This is a genomic window from Nostoc edaphicum CCNP1411 (assembly GCF_014023275.1).
Taxonomy (GTDB): Bacteria; Cyanobacteriota; Cyanobacteriia; order Cyanobacteriales; family Nostocaceae; genus Nostoc; species Nostoc edaphicum_A.
In genome coordinates this window covers 5,569,041-5,586,842 of sequence record NZ_CP054698.1, presented here as the reverse complement: position 1 = coordinate 5,586,842, position 17,802 = coordinate 5,569,041, and the positions used below count along the sequence as shown (strand labels likewise).

General features: G+C 43.1%; 15 protein-coding genes, 1 tRNA gene and 1 pseudogene. 11 read left to right on the top strand and 6 right to left on the bottom strand.

Annotation, left to right across the window (positions count from 1 at the left end; genetic code table 11):
- Window positions 1-64: 64 nt before the first annotated feature.
- The gene (locus tag HUN01_RS26245; RefSeq protein WP_238845649.1) at window positions 65-1,405 is read left to right on the top strand and encodes a formylglycine-generating enzyme family protein; all 1,341 of its coding nucleotides are present in this window, start codon (window positions 65-67) and stop codon (window positions 1,403-1,405) included.
- 423 nt (window positions 1,406-1,828) lie between these two features.
- Here HUN01_RS26245 and HUN01_RS26240 read toward each other — a convergent pair.
- From HUN01_RS26240 to HUN01_RS26230, 3 genes are all read right to left on the bottom strand, one after another.
- Window positions 1,829-1,910: transfer RNA gene (locus tag HUN01_RS26240), tRNA-Leu, on the bottom strand.
- Window positions 1,911-2,014: 104 nt separating this feature from the next.
- Window positions 2,015-3,202, bottom strand: a complete 1,188-nt coding sequence (gene alr / locus HUN01_RS26235) for an alanine racemase (protein ID WP_181928623.1) — start codon at window positions 3,200-3,202, stop codon at window positions 2,015-2,017.
- An 88-nt stretch (window positions 3,203-3,290) separates the two neighbouring features.
- A complete protein-coding gene (locus HUN01_RS26230; protein WP_181928622.1) occupies window positions 3,291-3,437 on the bottom strand; it encodes a hypothetical protein in 147 nt (48 codons plus the stop codon).
- Window positions 3,438-3,602: 165 nt separating this feature from the next.
- On the opposite strand from HUN01_RS26230, the gene HUN01_RS26225 reads away from it, so the two are divergent.
- Entirely contained in the window at window positions 3,603-4,100 is a 498-nt protein-coding gene (locus HUN01_RS26225) for an HNH endonuclease (RefSeq protein WP_181928621.1), read from the top strand.
- Window positions 4,101-4,172: 72 nt separating this feature from the next.
- Here HUN01_RS26225 and HUN01_RS26220 read toward each other — a convergent pair whose 3' ends face one another.
- Window positions 4,173-4,418: a hypothetical protein gene (locus HUN01_RS26220; protein ID WP_181928620.1), complete on the bottom strand. Its 246-nt coding sequence runs from the start codon at window positions 4,416-4,418 to the stop codon at window positions 4,173-4,175.
- A gap of 342 nt (window positions 4,419-4,760) precedes the next feature.
- Here HUN01_RS26220 and HUN01_RS26215 point away from each other — a divergent pair, with 342 nt between their 5' ends.
- The 9 genes from HUN01_RS26215 to HUN01_RS26175 all read left to right on the top strand — a co-directional run bounded on the left by HUN01_RS26215 (window position 4,761) and on the right by HUN01_RS26175 (window position 13,661).
- Complete coding sequence (locus HUN01_RS26215; protein WP_181928619.1) at window positions 4,761-6,044, top strand: DHH family phosphoesterase; 1,284 nt, start codon at window positions 4,761-4,763, stop codon at window positions 6,042-6,044.
- Between the two features lie 380 nt (window positions 6,045-6,424).
- Window positions 6,425-6,919, top strand: a complete 495-nt coding sequence (gene sixA / locus HUN01_RS26210) for a phosphohistidine phosphatase SixA (RefSeq protein WP_181928618.1) — start codon at window positions 6,425-6,427, stop codon at window positions 6,917-6,919.
- Between the two features lie 108 nt (window positions 6,920-7,027).
- Window positions 7,028-8,164 (top strand): citrate synthase, encoded by a 1,137-nt coding sequence (locus HUN01_RS26205; protein WP_181928617.1) that lies wholly within the window; start codon window positions 7,028-7,030, stop codon window positions 8,162-8,164.
- Window positions 8,165-8,503: 339 nt separating this feature from the next.
- A complete protein-coding gene (nuoH, locus tag HUN01_RS26200; protein WP_114083481.1) occupies window positions 8,504-9,622 on the top strand; it encodes an NADH-quinone oxidoreductase subunit NuoH in 1,119 nt (372 codons plus the stop codon).
- A 106-nt stretch (window positions 9,623-9,728) separates the two neighbouring features.
- On the top strand, window positions 9,729-10,313 hold the full coding sequence (gene ndhI / locus HUN01_RS26195; protein WP_181928616.1) for an NAD(P)H-quinone oxidoreductase subunit I: 585 nt from the start codon (window positions 9,729-9,731) through the stop codon (window positions 10,311-10,313).
- A 111-nt stretch (window positions 10,314-10,424) separates the two neighbouring features.
- Window positions 10,425-11,039 carry an NADH-quinone oxidoreductase subunit J gene (locus tag HUN01_RS26190; RefSeq protein ID WP_181928615.1) on the top strand — a complete coding sequence of 205 codons (615 nt, stop codon included), beginning with the start codon at window positions 10,425-10,427 and terminating at the stop codon, window positions 11,037-11,039.
- 59 nt (window positions 11,040-11,098) lie between these two features.
- Window positions 11,099-11,404, top strand: a complete 306-nt coding sequence (gene nuoK / locus HUN01_RS26185) for an NADH-quinone oxidoreductase subunit NuoK (RefSeq protein WP_006199065.1) — start codon at window positions 11,099-11,101, stop codon at window positions 11,402-11,404.
- Window positions 11,405-11,410: 6 nt separating this feature from the next.
- A complete protein-coding gene (locus tag HUN01_RS26180; protein ID WP_181928614.1) occupies window positions 11,411-12,331 on the top strand; it encodes an NAD(+) kinase in 921 nt (306 codons plus the stop codon).
- A 499-nt stretch (window positions 12,332-12,830) separates the two neighbouring features.
- Window positions 12,831-13,661: a GNAT family N-acetyltransferase gene (locus HUN01_RS26175; protein ID WP_181928613.1), complete on the top strand. Its 831-nt coding sequence runs from the start codon at window positions 12,831-12,833 to the stop codon at window positions 13,659-13,661.
- Here the strand turns inward: HUN01_RS26175 and HUN01_RS34945 are convergent.
- Both HUN01_RS34945 and HUN01_RS26165 read right to left on the bottom strand, forming a co-directional pair.
- Window positions 13,635-16,253, bottom strand: coding sequence for a bifunctional diguanylate cyclase/phosphodiesterase (locus tag HUN01_RS34945; protein ID WP_203219501.1), 2,619 nt, complete (start codon window positions 16,251-16,253; stop codon window positions 13,635-13,637). The genes HUN01_RS26175 and HUN01_RS34945 overlap by 27 nt on opposite strands.
- 186 nt (window positions 16,254-16,439) lie before the next feature.
- Window positions 16,440-17,752: pseudogene (locus HUN01_RS26165) on the bottom strand (IS701 family transposase).
- Window positions 17,753-17,802: the final 50 nt, after the last annotated feature.

Here is a 17,802-nt window from a genome sequence, read left to right as displayed (position 1 = left end):
ACCATATTTTGGGCTATTTTTATCGGATTTTTCTTACCGTTCAACACTTCTGGAAATTGACCAATTGCAACACGGCTCATTTACCCAGGCGTTGTTAGACGGGTTGAGGATAGCAGGTGCAGGAAACTGCGCCACAGTAGAAAGATTGGACAGATATTTACAATCGACAGTACCCACAATCAATCAAACCCACCAGAAAAATCCACAACATCCTTATGCTACAGCCGAACCAGCTACCAAATTACACTTAATTTTGTTGCCCGACTATGCCACCCTAGCTGATATTACCCAGATAAAAATCGATGCTTATGAAGCTGAAGTTAAAGGAGATTGGGAATTAGCCAAGCAATTATGGATTCGCGTGAATGTGGCTGCTAGGGGTTCTGATATGCAAGCAATTGAAGCATTTTCTAGAATTTTTTTGCGACAAGGAGAGTCTTCTGCACCTCCCAAAAATCCTGAACCTTTACCAAACAGCGGGAGGTCAGGAATTTCTGAACCAGCACCTACAGCACATCAAAGTGAACTACAGGTTTTTCAATTTGAGATTGTGAAGGTAAATGCAAGTGGTCAAGTGGTGAAACGAGATACAAGCAAAGCCGAATATTTCACCGAAGACTTAGGAAATGGTGTCAGCTTAGAAATGGTGTATATCCCCGATGGCACATTCCTGATGGGTACAGAAGATGAAGAGATAGAAAGGCTTGTGCAAAAATTCGGTTGGGATGGGTTTAGAAGAGAAAAACCTCAGCACGAAGTAAAGGTTCAATCATTCTTTATGGGTAAATATCCAGTTACCCAAGCGCAATGGAAAAGAGTAGCAGCACTACCCAAAGTTAACCGTGACCTGAAAGCAGACCCATCTAAATTTAAAGGAGATAAAAGAGCAGTAGAGCAAGTATCTTGGAACGATGCAGTTGAATTTTGCGATCGTCTCTCTAGCCTCTCCAAATATGCAAATAAGCAATATCGTCTACCAAGCGAAGCTGAATGGGAATATGCCTGTCGTGCAAGCACAAATACACCCTTTCACTTTGGCGAGACGATTACAACTGAGTTAGCTAACTTCAATGGAGATTCTACTTACGCTTCTGAGCCAAAAGGAAAAAAGTGTGGAGAAACAACAGAAGTAGGCAGTTTTCCACCCAACGGCTTTGGATTATACGATATGCATGGGAATGTTTGGGAGTGGTGTCAAGATAATCGGCATGACAGCTATAAAGGAGCGCCTAGAGATGGAAGTGCATGGATAGATAATGATAATCAAACTCGTCTGCTGCGGGGCGGTTCCTGGTTCAGCAATCCTGAGAATTGCCGTTCCGCGTGCCGCCTCAGCTTCTCGTGCGTCAGCCGCTACGACCTTATTGGTTTTCGTATTGTGTGCGCTGCCGGGAGGACTCTTTAGCCCTTTATACTTTAGCTCTTTTGCCCTTTGCTCTTATTCTCTTTACCCTTTTTGAGTGTAGCGGAGCGGAACGATCTAATTTTTTTTGAGAATCAAAGGTTGAATTATAGAGAGAATTAATCTTACAGTTATTTACATGAAAACTGCTGTAAAAAACACAGACAATAATCTTCTTATGCCACGCGATGTGCGACTTATTCTTGAAACCCCTCTCCAAACCTCTCCCCGAAACGGAGAGAGGCTTTGATTCTTGCTCCCCTTCCCTTGTAGGGAAGGGGTTGGGGGTTAGGTCTGAGAGAAAGTCGCACACGGCGTTGTGCCAGCAAAATATAGCTCTACTGACTTTCCTGCTCACAGTTGAGGATAAATTAATATATTTCAAGTATGAGCCTGTTGGCTCATACAGTTTTCGTCATTTTAAAATGCGGATGAAAGGACTTGAACCTTCACTCCTTTCGGAACTAGAACCTAAATCTAGCGCGTCTGCCAATTTCGCCACATCCGCATCAGTTTACTAACATATCATAAGAAAATAATTATGGCAATAGGGAATAGGGGACAAGAGAGAAATTAATTTCCTATGCCCAATGCCCAATTCCCCATTCCCAATTACATAACTGCAACACGAGGCAGACGATGCTTAAACCCACAGAGAATTTCCCAAGAAATAGTATTTAATTGTTCTGCCCAATCATCCGCTGAAATTTGTTCTTTTCCCTGTTCCCCTAGCAAGGTGACTACTTCTCCTTCTTGGATATTGGGTATGGCACTCACATCCAGCATCAACTGATCCATTGTAATTGTCCCAATTTGCGACACCCGCTGACCGCGAATTAATGCCTGCATTTTGTTGGAAAGACTGCGAGGAACACCGTCAGCATAGCCAATTCCCACGACGGCGAGGCGAAGTTCACGCGGGGCAATAAATTTATGACCGTAGCTGACAGATGTTCCTGCGGCAATTGTTTTAACTTGGGTAACTCGTGCCTTAAGTTGCAAAACGGGCTTGAGGTCGATCGCATTTTGCAAATGGGTTGCTGGGTAGAGTCCGTAAACGGCTAAACCTACTCGCACAATATCGTAGTGCAATGCCGGATTTGTGAGTGCGGCGGCTGAATTTGCCAAATGCAAGCAGGGTGGTTGGATTCCCATTGCTTTGATTTGAGCGATCGCTTCCTCAAATCGTTTATGCTGTTCTTCCATTGCCGTCGGATCAGGATCATCTGCTGTTGCCAAATGGGAATAAATACTGGCAATAGAAAGATGTGGTAAGCGCTGCACTAATTGCACAAATTCGCCAGCTTGCTGCCAATTAGTTCCCAACCTAGACATTCCCGTGTCTAATTTGATGTGTACGGGCACTGGAGAACCATAATTCATCGATTCCAAAGTATCGGAAAATACTAGAGCTTGTTTAGGGCTACAGAGTGTGGGCTGGAGTTTCCAATGTGCGATCGCATGAATCTGCTCTGGTGTATGAGTTGCTCCTAAAATCAAAATGGGTGCTTGAATCCCGCCTTCTCGGAGTTGAATTGCTTCTGGAACTGTAGCGACTCCCAGCCAACTAGCTCCCGATTGAATTACAGTTTGGGCGACTGTTACCGCTCCATGTCCATAGGCATCAGCTTTTACTACTGCCATCAACTGGGTATTCGGCGATAAAAACTGCACCAATTGCTGTACGTTGTAAGACAATGCCCCTAAATCAATTTCTACCCAAGCTCGTTGCGAAAACCACGCGTATGGGTCGCACTGCTGATTAGGAACTACACCGGGGATTTCTTTGCGACTTAACATTTGTACTGACTCCTATCCCACCACGGCTAAACTTCAAGTTATCTATCTATACACGCTCCTAAAAGCGAGATCAGATTAAATAGGAAGTTTACCCTTCATATTGGAATTGATACAAGATATTGGGGCATTGGGCATTGGGCATTGGGCATTGGGCATTGGGCATTGGGCATTGGGCATTGGGAAGAGGACAAGGAGAATCGGGGACAAGGGGAAAGACTGTTGTAAGTTTTCTCACCTTGTCTCCCCCTCATCTCCCTCATCCCCCTCATCTCCCTCATTCCATGCCCAATGCCCGATGCCCAATGCCCAATTCTCCCGAAAGTATAATTTATTCTCATCTCCCTAGCAGGGTGTAATTGTGTTAATATTTATGTAAAGCTAATACCCTGAGCGCAGATAAATGGGGAAGGTTTTAGTCTTAAACGCCTCTTACGAACCTCTCAATATAACGAGCTGGCGTCGCGCTGCGGTTCTGTTAATCAAGGGCAAAGCAGAACGCGTGGAACACAACGGTAAATTCCTTTACTCGGATTTCCCGCTGCCTACCGTGATCCGGTTACGTCATTATGTACGTGTTCCTTATAAAGAAATTCCTCTGACTCGCCGAAATATATTGCACCGTGATGGTCATGCCTGTCAATACTGTGGCTACACAGGGGATGAATTGACACTAGATCATGTAATACCGCGATCGCGCGGCGGGGGCGATACCTGGGAAAACATTGTGACAGCTTGTGTCCGTTGCAATGTCAAAAAAGGCAGTCGGACTCCCCACGAAGCTCACATGCCTTTGCGTCATCCTCCCCGCCAACCTTATAGCAGCCTCTATTTCGAGGTCAGCAAACATCTTAAAAGTGGACTGCACACAGAGTGGCAAAAGTATGTTATAGGTCTTTGAGCAAAAAAGCAAAGGAGCAAAGGAGAAAGAAGAAATACCCTCTTTCTTTGGGACATAGCCAATAACTATTAGTTATGGAGTGTTAGAAAAATTCGCGGCTATATGGCTTGCAACGAAGGCGAGTGCGTCAATCCTCAAGCCTCTACTTAATGTATGGGGTTTCTTCCTTACTTCTCGTCTTCCCTGCCTTCTTTCACTGGACTTCGCTCTAAAATTATCAGAATTATCAGAATTTTCAAAGGGGATACGAAACAGGCGTTGTTCATCAAAAATAATTGTTAATTGCTCAATAGTCACAATAATGAGAATATTAAGCATAAGAATATTTCAAATATCAAGGACTAATCCTAAAGTATAAGATAGAAAATATACCCTAAGTCAGATAAAAATCCCGCTGATTCAATTCACAGAAGAGAGAAAAAGCTCCTAAAACAGATTTATGCTGCCAGATACAGCCCGATAGACTAAACTTCCTTGGTGTATGCCCTTGAGTGGAATTTAGTTGAAGTTAAGCGCTGTTACTGACAAAAAATATACTTAGATGTATAGTGCAATGTCTTAATATTTTTGCGAAGATCAAAATAATGTGGCTAAATTCAGTGAACTGCTGCTCGTAGTATCTCTGAATTAAAGGAGCCTCACACTTTAAAAAAGTTCCCTATGTACTTGAATTCGCCCGTTACTCAGTTTGAGAGTTTGTCATTGACCACAGAGCCAAACCAAGAGGAACCTGAAATCGAGAAAGCGCCAGTGGAAGTTGCATTTAAAAGTCCGTCATTACCGCCATCGGTAGGTGATGGGGCTATATATCTCAGTCACCGCGGTAATTCCCTGGCACAACAAAAGTCAGAAGAACTACAAAGAACACTTCTGGCGCACAGACACGATCGCCAGCTCGTAATTCTGCAAGATTTTCCTGACCCTGATGCCCTTTCCTGTGCCTGGGCTTACCAGTTAATTGCCCAGCAATATGATATCAAATGTGAAATCATTTATGCTGGTGCATTGAGCCATCAAGAAAATATTGCCTTGGTAAGGTTGACTAATTTACCTATCCAACGCTGGACAACACAAACCTTGAAAACCAAAGATTTGTCATCTTATCAAGGTTTTGTATTAATTGATAACCAGGGAACCACTTCACAGCTACTGTCAGCGGTGCAGCAGGCTGGAATTCCCCTAGTGGTACTCATCGACCATCACAGCATACAAGGTGATCTCCAATCAGAGTTTGAGGATATCCGCCCTTACGTAAGAGCGACTGCAACAATTTTTACCCAGTATCTCCAAACAGGATTACTGGCATTAGATAGCAGCATAAATCAACACGTCAAATGCGCTACTGCCTTGATGCATGGCTTGCGATCGGATACAAATCGGCTCATGCAAGCGCAAGAAGAAGACTTTATGGCAGCGGCGTATTTAAGCCGATTTTATGACGCCCAACTGCTGAATGCCATTTTACAGGCGAACCGTTCCAAGCGGGTGATGGATGTGATCGAGCGATCGCTAAAAAATCGCATCGTCCAAAATAACTTTTCCATTGCTGGTGTCGGTTATCTACGTTACGATGACCGCGATGCCATCCCCCAAGCGGCTGATTTTCTCGTCACCGAAGAAAATGTCCACACCGCTGTAGTTTATGGCATTGTTCACGATGAAGATGATGAACTGGAGATAGTCATCGGCTCCCTGAGAACCAGCAAACTTACCCTTGACCCCGATGAATTCATCAAAGAAGCCTTTGGTCAAGATAGCACAGGGCGCTTTTTCGGCGGTGGAAGAACAAGCGCAGGCGGCTTTGAAATTCCAATGGGCTTCTTATCTGGCAGCAACGAAAATTCCGCTTATGCGAAAATGAAATGGGAAGTATTCGACACTCAAATTAAGCAAAAACTGTTGAGGTTAGTTAACCCTAGAGACAACCCGATTCAGTCGGAGTAGAGGGAACCCAAGGAGATGGGGAGAATTCCTAACTAATGCAGCGATCAAAGTGTTTGCTTAGATAGCATCCCTTCCCGATTTTTGATAAAAGTCGGGAATTTGGATTTTATGACAACATCTGAACGAAATCAAAGTTATACCAATTTGAAAAAAGAATGCGACAAATAGACCATTTGTAGAGACGCTATGAATCGCGTCTTTACCCAACGATATGTTGCAATCATTAATTAATATTGGTATTAATTTGCGTTTACCTATTTATTTGTGAACAAGGAGCGCCATGAAGTCTATAAAACTCCAAATCTTAACAAACTCTATATGGTGGATAGCATTTTAACATTGCATAAGAGCAGCCTAACTAATCACTCATAATACAAAGTATGGAACTATATTTAATTCGTCATGGTATAGCCGAAGACAAGGGATTAGGCATCAAAGATGAGGAGCGCAGCCTTACCAAAGAAGGAAGACAAAAAACTGAGAAAGTTGCCCAGAAACTTGTTAAATTAGGTTTAAACTTTGATTTAATTCTCACCAGTCCCTTAGTGCGGGCCCGCCAAACGGCTGAAATCCTCATAGCAGAAAAACTAAGCTCCCAATTCGAGGAATCTAGCCACCTTGCGCCCGATGGTCAAATATCTAGTTGGCTCAAAGACTGGTTAGAGCCGAAGAATTATTCCCAAAATACCCAATTGGCGCTGGTTGGACATGAACCTGGTTTGACCAATTGGGCAGAAATTCTCCTGTGGGGAGAAGTCAAAGAAAGTTTAGTCTTGAAAAAAGCAGGTATGATTGGGATAAAACTACCAGAAACAGGTTCTCCTCTGGGTCGTAGTCAAATGTTTTGGTTGACACCGCCCAAGTACCTGCTGTAACAGTTTTTCAACATTTTCGATTGTTGTTAGAACGGCTACTGTTATGGCGACAATAAATTTCTGGTAAGTTAGCTTGATCAGATATTTCAAAAAGCAAATGGTGTTGCCATGATGGTGTGCGAATACAAGCCTGGTTTAGAAGGCATTCCCGCCGCTCAATCAAGTATCAGCTATGTTGATGGGCAAAAGGGAATACTAGAATATCGTGGCATCCGGATTGAAGAACTAGCAGAAAAAAGTACATTCCTAGAAACTGCTTATCTCTTAATCTGGGGCGAACTGCCAAGCAAGGAAGAACTGAAAACATTTGAGCATGAAGTTCGTTACCACAGGCGAATAAAGTACCGCATTCGGGACATGATGAAATGCTTTCCAGAAAGCGGTCATCCAATGGATGCCTTACAAGCCTCTGCTGCTGCTTTAGGCTTGTTTTATTCGCTTCGCGATTTACATAATCCTGTCTACATTCGAGAGTCGGTGGTGCGCCTGATAGCAACCATTCCCACGATGGTGGCGGCGTTCCAACTGATGCGAAAAGGCAATGATCCGGTACGTCCTCGTGATGACTTAGACTACTCCGCCAACTTTCTATACATGCTTGATGAGCAAGAACCCGATCCTCTGATGGCGCGAGTTTTTGATATCTGCTTGATACTTCAGGTCGAGCATACAATGAATGCTTCCACTTTCAGTGCCAGGGTGACAGCTTCCACCTTGACCGATCCTTATGCTGTGGTTGCTAGTGCCGTCGGAACTTTGGGTGGGCCTCTGCATGGTGGAGCCAATGAAGAAGTAATTCAGATGTTGGAAAAAATTGGCTCTGTGGAAAATGTCCGTCCCTACATAGAGCATTGTCTGCAAACTAAATCTAAGATTATGGGCTTTGGACATCGTGTTTATAAGGTGAAAGACCCACGAGCCATAATTTTACAAGGACTCGCAGAGCAATTGTTTGAAAAGTTTGGCCATGACAAGTTCTATGACATTGCTCAAGAAATGGAACGAGTGGTAGAGGAAAAACTCGGTAGCAAAGGAATTTATCCCAATATTGACTTTTATTCCGGTTTGGTCTACAGGAAGATGGGTATTCCTACAGACTTATTTACGCCAATATTTGCGATCGCTCGCGTTGCCGGTTGGTTAGCCCACTGGAAAGAACAACTAGCAGAAAACCGGATTTTCCGTCCTACCCAGGTTTATAACGGTCTGCACGAAGTTACTTATACCCCCATTGACCAACGGTAAATTGGGCATGGGTCATGGGGCATTGAAAAGAGCAGGGGGCAGGGGGAAAACTCTTCTCCGTTATCTTATCTTATCCTGCTCCCCCTGCTTCCCCTGCTTCCCCTGCTCCCTCATCCCCCTCATCTCCTCAATAGCCAATCTCAATGCCAACCATAAGTAGAAGTTCTCATCTCGCTTCAGAGGGCTAAAACCATCCAAGGATATACTAGGCATGGGAATTAGCGACAAATCTTCAATCAAGCGTCATCTGGGCAAAAATTAAAAATGGGTGAATTTACAGGTATTAATTTAACTAATAGTTGTAACTCACCATGACTCGATGTCTTAAAGAGCGGAAACATGAATTCAGGAATTGACCTCCAAGGAACTTTTATTGAATCCCTCCGGGATTTAGGTATACCAGCAGGAACAGCCAAAGCGATTTGGATGCCACTGCCAATGATACTGATGCTGATTGGGGCAACAGTGGGGGTGTTGGTAGCCACTTGGCTAGAACGAAAAATTTCCGCATCTGCACAGCAGCGAATTGGGCCAGAATACCAGGGCCCTTTTGGGTTGCTGGTGCCTGTAGCGGATGGTTTGAAGTTGGTATTTAAAGAAGATATAGTACCAGCCAAGTCTGACCCCTGGCTGTTTACCCTCGGCCCAATTATTGTTGTAATTCCGGTGTTTCTGTCGTTCCTGATCGTTCCCTTCGGGCAGAATATCGTAATTAGTAATGTGGGCATGGGCGTCTTCTTGTGGATTGCCTTGTCAAGTATTCAGCCCATTGGTTTGTTGATGGCTGGTTACGCATCTAATAACAAATACTCCCTCTTAGGGGGCTTGCGGGCAGCAGCGCAATCTATTAGTTATGAAATTCCTTTGGCGTTGGCGGTGTTAGCGATCGCTATGATGTCTAACAGCCTCAGCACCGTTGATATTGTCAATCAGCAATCTGGCTACGGCATTCTGGGCTGGAACATTTGGCGACAACCAATCGGTTTCCTGATCTTTTGGATAGCCGCCCTAGCTGAATGCGAACGATTACCCTTTGACTTACCCGAAGCGGAAGAAGAAATCGTTGCAGGCTATCAGACTGAATATTCAGGTATGAAATTCGGTCTTTTCTACCTGGGTTCCTACGTTAACTTGATCCTTTCTTCCCTGCTAGTAGCAATTCTCTACCTGGGCGGTTGGGACTTTCCAATTCCCCTCAACCTCATTGCTGGTTGGCTGGGAGTCAGTGAACTAAATCCTGTGTTCCAGATAGTAACTGCTTCTTTGGGGATTACAATGACCGTCTTCAAAGCCTATTTACTAGTGTTTGTCGCCATCCTGTTGCGCTGGACAGTGCCACGGGTACGGATTGACCAACTGTTAGATTTAGGATGGAAGTTTTTGTTACCAGTCGGTTTGGTTAATCTTCTATTAACCGCAGCTCTGAAACTAGCCTTTCCCTTCGCTTTTGGTGGTTAGTCATTAGTCACTAGTTATTAGTCATTTGTACAAATGACTAATGACCAAGGACAAAGGACAAGGGACAAATAACGCTGATAGCTTAAAAAGAGAGAGTGAAACATAAATGCTCAAGTTCCTGAAACAAGTTGGTGATTACGCCAAAGAAACGGTACAAGCTGCGCGTTACATTGGTCAGGGGCTTTCTGTTACCTTTGACCACATGCGGCGGCGTCCGATTACCGTACAGTACCCTTACGAAAAACTGATTCCTGGCGAACGGTTTCGCGGTAGAATTCACTTTGAATTTGATAAGTGCATCGCCTGCGAAGTTTGCGTTCGCGTTTGTCCGATTAACCTGCCTGTAGTAGATTGGGCATTCGACAAGGCCAGCAAAAAGAAAAAACTCAACCACTACAGCATTGACTTTGGAGTTTGTATCTTTTGCGGTAATTGTGTGGAATTTTGCCCCACTAACTGTCTATCCATGACAGAAGAGTATGAGCTTGCCACTTACGATCGCCATGAATTGAACTATGACAGCGTAGCGCTAGGTCGTCTGCCCTATAAGGTAACAGATGACCCAATGGTTACACCACTGCGTGAACTAGTTTACCTACCCAAGGGCGTCCTCGAACCACATGGACTTCCCGCTGATGCGCCACGTGCAGGTGCGCGTCCAGAAGACCTGGTAGAACAAACAGAAAAATAAATGTCATTTGTCCATTGTCATTTGTCCTTTGTTATTTGACTAATGACCAATGACCAATGACCAATGACTAATGACTAATGACTAATGACCAATGACTAAGGACAAAAAACAGTGAATCTAGCAGAAGGAGTACAGTTTGTATCACTTGGCATACTGGGCGTGATGATGATTGGGGCGGCCATTGGTGTAGTGCTGTTCTCTAACATCGTCTATTCTGCCTTTATGCTGGGAGGTGTGTTCATCAGCATGGCGGGAATCTACCTGTTACTGAATGGTGATTTTGTTGCTGCCGCACAAATACTAATTTACGTTGGTGCGGTTAATGTGCTGATTTTGTTTGCCATTATGTTGGTGAACAAGCGGCAGGATTTTGTAGCATTTCCCAACTCTTGGGTGCGGAAAGTACTTACAGGTTTAGTCAGTGTAGGATTGTTTGGTCTTTTAAGTACGATGGTGCTGGCTACTCCTTGGGCTTACTCTACTGCTCCTGTGGCGGGTGGTGAAAGTTCTATAATTTTGATTGGAGAACATTTCTTCACTGACTTTTTACTACCTTTTGAACTGGCTTCCATTTTGCTACTGATAGCGATGGTAGGAGCAATTATTTTGGCACGTCGTGAGTATTTGCCAGACCAACTGACACGATCCGATCTAGGGCAAACTGTTTTGACTTTGCCAGAACGCCCCAGAGAATTGGTATCAACAACCAGCGAAACAAAAGAGTAATATTTGCGACTTTATTCGCAGATAAATAGCCAGTTTTTTCAGGAGGGATACTCAGATTCATGCAACTCCAGTACTTTTTATTACTAGCAGCAGCTTTATTCTGCATCGGCATCTACGGTTTAATTACCAGCCGCAACGCTGTGCGGGTGCTGATGTCAATTGAGTTACTGCTCAATGCTGTTAATCTGAATTTAATGGCATTTTCCAACTTCCTCGACTCAACATTAATTAAGGGTCAGGTTTTCACAGTATTTGTGATTACCGTGGCCGCAGCCGAGGCGGCGGTGGGTTTAGCGATCGTGCTTGCCATTTATCGCAACCGCGATACCGTCGATATGGAGCAGTTTAATCTCCTGAAGTGGTAACTGTGCGTGCAACTAAAGCAGGTAATCATTGCTTATAAAGCGCGGGATGCCCGGAGTAAACAATGGGCAGAAATCTGTGCGAAACAACTAGAAAGTCGCGAGTGCCATGTGTTGATGGGGCCTAGCGGGCCGAAAGACAACCCCTATCCTGTCTTTTTGGCTTCAGCGGGTCAACCAATCGATCTCGCTTTGGTACTCGGTGGCGATGGTACTGTTTTAACTGGTGCCAGACATTTAGCCCCAGCGGGCATCCCTATTCTGGGAGTGAATGTGGGAGGTCATCTGGGGTTTTTAACTGAGTCAGTGGAAGAGTTTCAGGATACTGAGAAAGTTTGGGATCGGCTGTTTGAGGATCGCTATGCTATCCAACGACGGATGATGTTGCAAGCTGCGGTGTATGAGGGTCACGGGTCTAATTTGGAACCAGTGAGTGAGCGTTACCTGGCTTTGAATGAATTCTGTGTCAAACCCGCCTCCGCTGACCGAATGATTACTTCGATTCTGGAAATGGAAATCGACGGTGAGGTAGTCGATCAATACGTCGGGGATGGGTTGATTATTTCTACTCCTACAGGTTCTACTGGTTATACCGTTTCTGCTAATGGGCCAATTATGCATGATGGTATGGAGGCGATTACTGTTACTCCCATTTGTGCAATGAGCCTTTCTAGTCGCCCCCTCGTTTTACCCCCTGGTTCTGTGGTGAGTATTTGGCCTTTGGGGGATTACGATTTGAGTACCAAGCTGTGGACAGATGGAGTGTTGGGGACTTCGATTTGGCCAGGACACCGCGTTGATGTGCGGATGGCAGATTGTCGGGCTAAATTTATTATTTTGCGCGAGAACAATTCCTACTATCAGACGCTACGGGAGAAGTTGCTTTGGGCAGGTACAAGGGTTCATTACAACAATAATCACCGTAATTAATTAAGTATTTTAGAGTGCATCTACCGCAGATTGCGTAGGCGTAGCCCGTCGTAAACATCGCGTACCCGCCAACACTGCAAGCATCGCAACCAAAATTATTCAAGCCCCTGGATTCATCCGGGGGTTTTCTGCCCTGACTATGACTTTCTTTGCTGATACCAATTCAATTAATGATTGCAACACATCTTTGGGTAAAGACGCGATGAATCGCGTCTCTACAAATGGTCTATTTGTCGCATTCTTTTTTCAAATTGGTATGACTTGCATTTATAGCGTATATCAAAGAAAAATTTTGTATATTATTGCCAGATTTTTTGGGAATTAATGTCCATAATAAAAGCACTCTACCTCTAATCCAAGAGAGTAAAAAATCTCTGTAGAGGATCTTTTATCGAAAACCGCCTCAATCACGCTTCGACACATTAATGCATAATGTGAGCTATTTGTATAGTGCCTAAATCCTAGTAGAATATTTTCGCAAATCTAAGTAGGAAGATAGATGGAAGTTTCTGGACGCAACATCAATTACTCACTGAATCCTCCTCCCACTCTTGAAGATTTTCCCGTCCTTCAAACTGAAAAATATACCCTACGCCTGGCATCAACCAAAGAAGAATTAGAATCAATTTTTCGGTTGCGCTTTGAAGTTTTTAATCTTGAACTGGGTTTAGGATTCTCTACTTCTAACTTTACCCAGATGGATATAGATAAGTTTGATGCGGTTTGCCATCATTTAATCTTGATTTCCAAACAAACTGGAAAAACCATTGGAACTTATCGGATGCAAACCTATACAATGGCTTCTCAAAGACTAGGCTTTGATGCTGCCGATATATTTAATCTTAATGCGATTCCCAATTCTGTGCTTCAGGCATCAGTTGAGGTTGGGCGTACATGTATAACTAAAGAATATCGCAATAGTCAGGCACTTTTACTACTCTGGGAAGGGCTGGCAAATTATCTCATCTGGAGTAAAAACCAATATTTCTTTGGCTGTGCATCATTACTAACACAAAGTCCCTGGCAAGCTACTTGTGCTTATGATTATTTTCGGCAGAATGGCTTGATGCATCCAAGTATTTTAGTTTATCCAAATTCACAGTTTTGTCTAGAACTGCCTCAAAATTGTCTAGATTCATATACTGTTGAGATTCCTAAAATTTTGCAGGCATACTTGAACATTGGAGCGAAAATATGCAGCCTTCCAGCTATTGATCGGCAGTTTAAGACTATTGATTTTTTAACTATATCTAATATTGCAGACTTTGTCAGATGGCGCTATCCAAATCCTCTCAAAAAACCCTTACCACTGAGGATTTTTCAAGATTAATTCTACTGCTGCCGCGTTATCCAATGGACGCGAGAAAAAATATCCTTGTCCACATTCACAGTTCAAGTTTCTCAGAAATGCTAGCTGCTCTTTTGTCTCCACTCCTTCGGCAGTTACATCCATACCTAATTTGTGTGCCAGTGTAATAATTGTCTCAATAATTTCTAAATTCTTGCCATTACCATCTATTGGGCTGACAAAAGAACGGTCAATCTTTAACACACTAATCGGAAAGTTATGGAGACGACCTAATGAAGAGTAGCCTGTACCGAAATCATCAATTGATAACTCAATGCCCATCTTCCGAAGTTCTGAGAGGGCGGCATTTGCCTCATCGCCATTTTCTAAAATTGCACTTTCAGTAATTTCTAACATGAGACTGCCAGCATCAAGACCAGTCGAGTGTAAAATTTCCCCAATCTGTTCAATCAAATCCGGTTGAGAAAATTGCTTGACTGAGAGATTGACGCTGATTTTTTCTAACGAGTTTATCCGATCGCTCAACCGCCAGTTTTGCATTTGGCGGCACGCTTCATGTAGTGCCCAATAGCCAATCTTGACAATCAGTCCGGTTTCTTCTGCTAGGGGGATAAAATCTGTTGGACAAATCAAACCACGCTCAGGATGCTGCCAGCGCAGCAGAGCCTCAAAGCCTAAAATTCTGCCATTAGTGATGGAAACAATCGGTTGATAATAAAGCTGAAACTCGTGGCGTTCGATTGCTCGCCGTAGATCGTTCTCTAACTGTAATCTGACCAGAGCGTTAGTATACATCCCTGGATTGAATACTTCATAGCGGGCTTTGCCCAGCACCTTGGCTCGGTACATAGCCGTATCAGCGTCCCTTAGCAGGTTTTCTGCTTGGTCATAGTCTACTGTCGAACTCAGAGCGATGCCAATACTTGCTGTTGTAAATACTTCTTGCCCGTCAAGCTCAAGGGGTAATGTCAGTTCTTGTTGAATTCGTTCAGCTACTTTGATGGCATCTGAGAGACTCTGGATTTCGTCAAGCAGGATTGTAAATTCGTCTCCCCCAAGCCTTGCGGCTGTATCCGTAGAGCGTACACATACTTCTAATCTATTGGCAATAGCAATTAGAAATTGATCTCCTTTTAGGTGTCCTAAACTGTCATTGATCACCTTAAACCGATCCAGGTCGAGAAATAGCACAGCAAATAAATAATTCTCCTGCTGCTTGGCTCGCTGGAGTGTGTTTTTTAAGCGCTCTATAAAGAAAGCTCGGTTGGGTAAACCTGTCAGTGCATCGTGAAACGCATTATGTCGTAACTGTTCTTCTGCCTGCTTACGCTCGTTAATTTCAGCTTCTAACTGCCTGTTAGCCTCTAATATTTCAGCAAATGACTCTTGTAATTGAGTAGCCATTTGATTATGAGCCTGAGCAAGAACTCTTAATTCGTTGATACCCTCTACTGTAACGGTTTGGTTTAACTTCCCATTGGCGATTTCCTTAGAGGCAACGCTCAAACAGAGAATTGGTTCAGTAATCCAATGAGAAGTAATCACTCCTATGACTGTAGCTATTATCAAAGCTCCGAAACACAGCAAAATAGTGGTTCGGGTGTTGGCTTGAATATGCTCCATAAAGTCGGCTTCTGGAACCACCACGATAATCACCCAATTTAGTCCACAGTCGGCTGTAAAGGGCATTAACTGTACAAATTGCCGCTTATGATCAATTTCAAATTCTAGCTGTTGGCTAGAAGAAATGTTTCTAAAGTTACCAAATTGTGACTGCAAATACTGTGTTGTCAGCTGAGTGATCCGATCGCTACTGGCGATCGCTTTGAGCCGTTTGGATGTCTTTTTTCCTCCCTTATAACTTAGGCTAAAAGGTTGCTCCGCCGTTGAAGTTGCTACTAACTCTCCAGAATGCTCGACAATAAATGTCTTTCCTGAGCGACCAATCTTTAAACTGTGCAAAAACTCACTCAGTTGCGAAAGAGATAACGTTGCATTTGTCACTCCAAGCAAAGTACCTTTCTGGTCATAAAGAGGTTGGGTTGCACTGAATGCTAGACCTGATGAAGAGAAATATGAATAAATTTCTGTGCAAGTAGTTTTACCTGCTTTCACGGCATTTGTATACCAGGGGCGAGTGCGAGGATCAAAGGTTTGGTTAACTTGAAGTAACTTGACAGTATTACCTTGATTATCAGTGGTATAAGTGTAGTAATTATTACTTGTCGATTGATCTTTTTTTCGGATGACTAGTGAACCATCGTTAAAGCGATCAACCGAATGAATTTCTCCTTGTGTAGTTGCAAAAGCGATCGGGCTTAAGGGCTTGAATAACTGCATTTGATGCCATAAATGGCGTTCTAAACTTTTTGTATCTTTTAAACTTAACTCACCAATATGGACAGAATTGGCGTTAATCTGAGTGACGAGTTGGGGGATCTCTATGTAATCGGTGATATGTTGATGAATTCGAGTCGTAAGTTCATTTTGCAACTGAGTAGCAACATCATTAACAGCTTTCTGACCATTTTTTAAAGATAAGAATGCTGTTAAGCCTACAGCAGCAGAGATTTGCAGGACGAAAGGGACTACAAGAGCTACACGGAGTGGCATCCTCAATAACCCTTTTGGAATCGAACTCAAGAAATTCTGCTGTGGCATCTGTGCGATCTAGCCTCGCATAGGTTAAAAGCAAGAGTTGATTTTGCTCAGAGAGTATTCTTAATCTGCTGATACAGCTACTTTAAACTGCGATCTCGAATTCTAATCAGTTAACAATATTAACCCTGTTTTGTCACTCTAGGCAGAGGAAAAGTAGAAATCAGGGTGAGACAGGAAAATAAATATTGAACTGGTGAGGTTATAAATAATAGATTGAAGTTTCGAAAAACCCAAAGACAATTGGGGAATAGGAAAAACTGTCAACCAGGGATATATTAGGTTAAATAAAGTAAAAGGTTGAATTATTAAACGGAGATTGTTAAGAATGTTCTTCCAACCCTTCCCATCATCCCACCAAGGATGAGCAGCCAATTTTGATGGAGACTTTGGTGGAGAAGACTGCATTTGTTCAGAGTGTAGACTCACCATTAAGTAGCTACTACAAACAATCTCCCACCAGCGTTCAATATCCGCATAATGAGTCAGCCGATAATCTGCCCAACCTAATTCATTCTTACTTTGCTTCAAGCCATATTCAACCCAAGTTCTTAACCCATAAAAGTTACCAACATCTCTTGGTGTAAGGTCTGCGTATTTACTCATCACATACCAAGTAGTGTTACCGGGTAATTTCTCAATGTCAGTAGTAATCTGCCAATACCTTTTTTTCTTGTCGTTTACCATGAATTATTTCCCTAATAAACCGATTCTCACTACTCAAGTTAGAGAATACTCTTTTAAACTTATGCCACTTTAAATATTGAGTATGTTGTCTAGGAAGTAGCTCTACAGAATGGTTTGAGCGAATCGCCACTAGATAATTTAACCCCAGATCGTCTAATATAGATATGAAATTAGCACTACTCTCACCATATAAGCTATCTGCTAGTACTAGGTTGAATTTAAAACCCATCAACTCTAGCTTTTTTCATCATTATTGCTGCTATTTGAGGCTTCGTAAGATATTTATCCCCTGGCTTTAATCTTTCGCGTGGCTTGTATACTTCAAACAGTAATGGAAAAGTCATCCCACAGAATACACCATACGCCGTGACTGCTACAATTCCATTTTCTACTTTACCCAAATTACCTATGTACTGTCGTTTCACATAATCTGTCTTATTCCCTTTCTTTTTATCTCCTGTCTCATCAATAATTAGAATGATTGGTCTACCTTTTAGAACTTGTAAAATTAGCTCTAATCGCAAGGCTCTTAACTTCTCTATATCCCAAGGTGATGTAGTTAAAAAATGGTGCAAACCCTGCTGATTGTCCAATCCTACAATTTTTGCTATTTCTGGTAGGGTTTTCCGTTTTAGTTCAGAAATACACCCTACATGAAGGTATTTAAAAGCCTCGAAGCTCCTAACATCTGGAAACAGGCTTTTATACCATTGGCAATATTCGTCCACGAATTTTACTGTTGGTGCGGCTGGACGAGGCTGTACCATACTCTGTGTCTTGGTTCTAGCGTTTGTACCTTATTATACTACTGCCAGAG

Coding starts and splice junctions, on each gene's coding strand:
- alr (WP_181928623.1), bottom strand. CDS start 3,202: ATGTTAAGTCGCAAAGAAATCCCCGGTGTAGTTCCTAATCAGCAGTGC.
- HUN01_RS26225 (WP_181928621.1), top strand. CDS start 3,603: ATGGGGAAGGTTTTAGTCTTAAACGCCTCTTACGAACCTCTCAATATA.
- HUN01_RS26220 (WP_181928620.1), bottom strand. CDS start 4,418: ATGCTTAATATTCTCATTATTGTGACTATTGAGCAATTAACAATTATT.
- HUN01_RS26215 (WP_181928619.1), top strand. CDS start 4,761: ATGTACTTGAATTCGCCCGTTACTCAGTTTGAGAGTTTGTCATTGACC.
- sixA (WP_181928618.1), top strand. CDS start 6,425: ATGGAACTATATTTAATTCGTCATGGTATAGCCGAAGACAAGGGATTA.
- HUN01_RS26205 (WP_181928617.1), top strand. CDS start 7,028: ATGATGGTGTGCGAATACAAGCCTGGTTTAGAAGGCATTCCCGCCGCT.
- nuoH (WP_114083481.1), top strand. CDS start 8,504: ATGAATTCAGGAATTGACCTCCAAGGAACTTTTATTGAATCCCTCCGG.
- ndhI (WP_181928616.1), top strand. CDS start 9,729: ATGCTCAAGTTCCTGAAACAAGTTGGTGATTACGCCAAAGAAACGGTA.
- nuoK (WP_006199065.1), top strand. CDS start 11,099: ATGCAACTCCAGTACTTTTTATTACTAGCAGCAGCTTTATTCTGCATC.
- HUN01_RS26175 (WP_181928613.1), top strand. CDS start 12,831: ATGGAAGTTTCTGGACGCAACATCAATTACTCACTGAATCCTCCTCCC.
- HUN01_RS34945 (WP_203219501.1), bottom strand. CDS start 16,253: ATGCCACTCCGTGTAGCTCTTGTAGTCCCTTTCGTCCTGCAAATCTCT.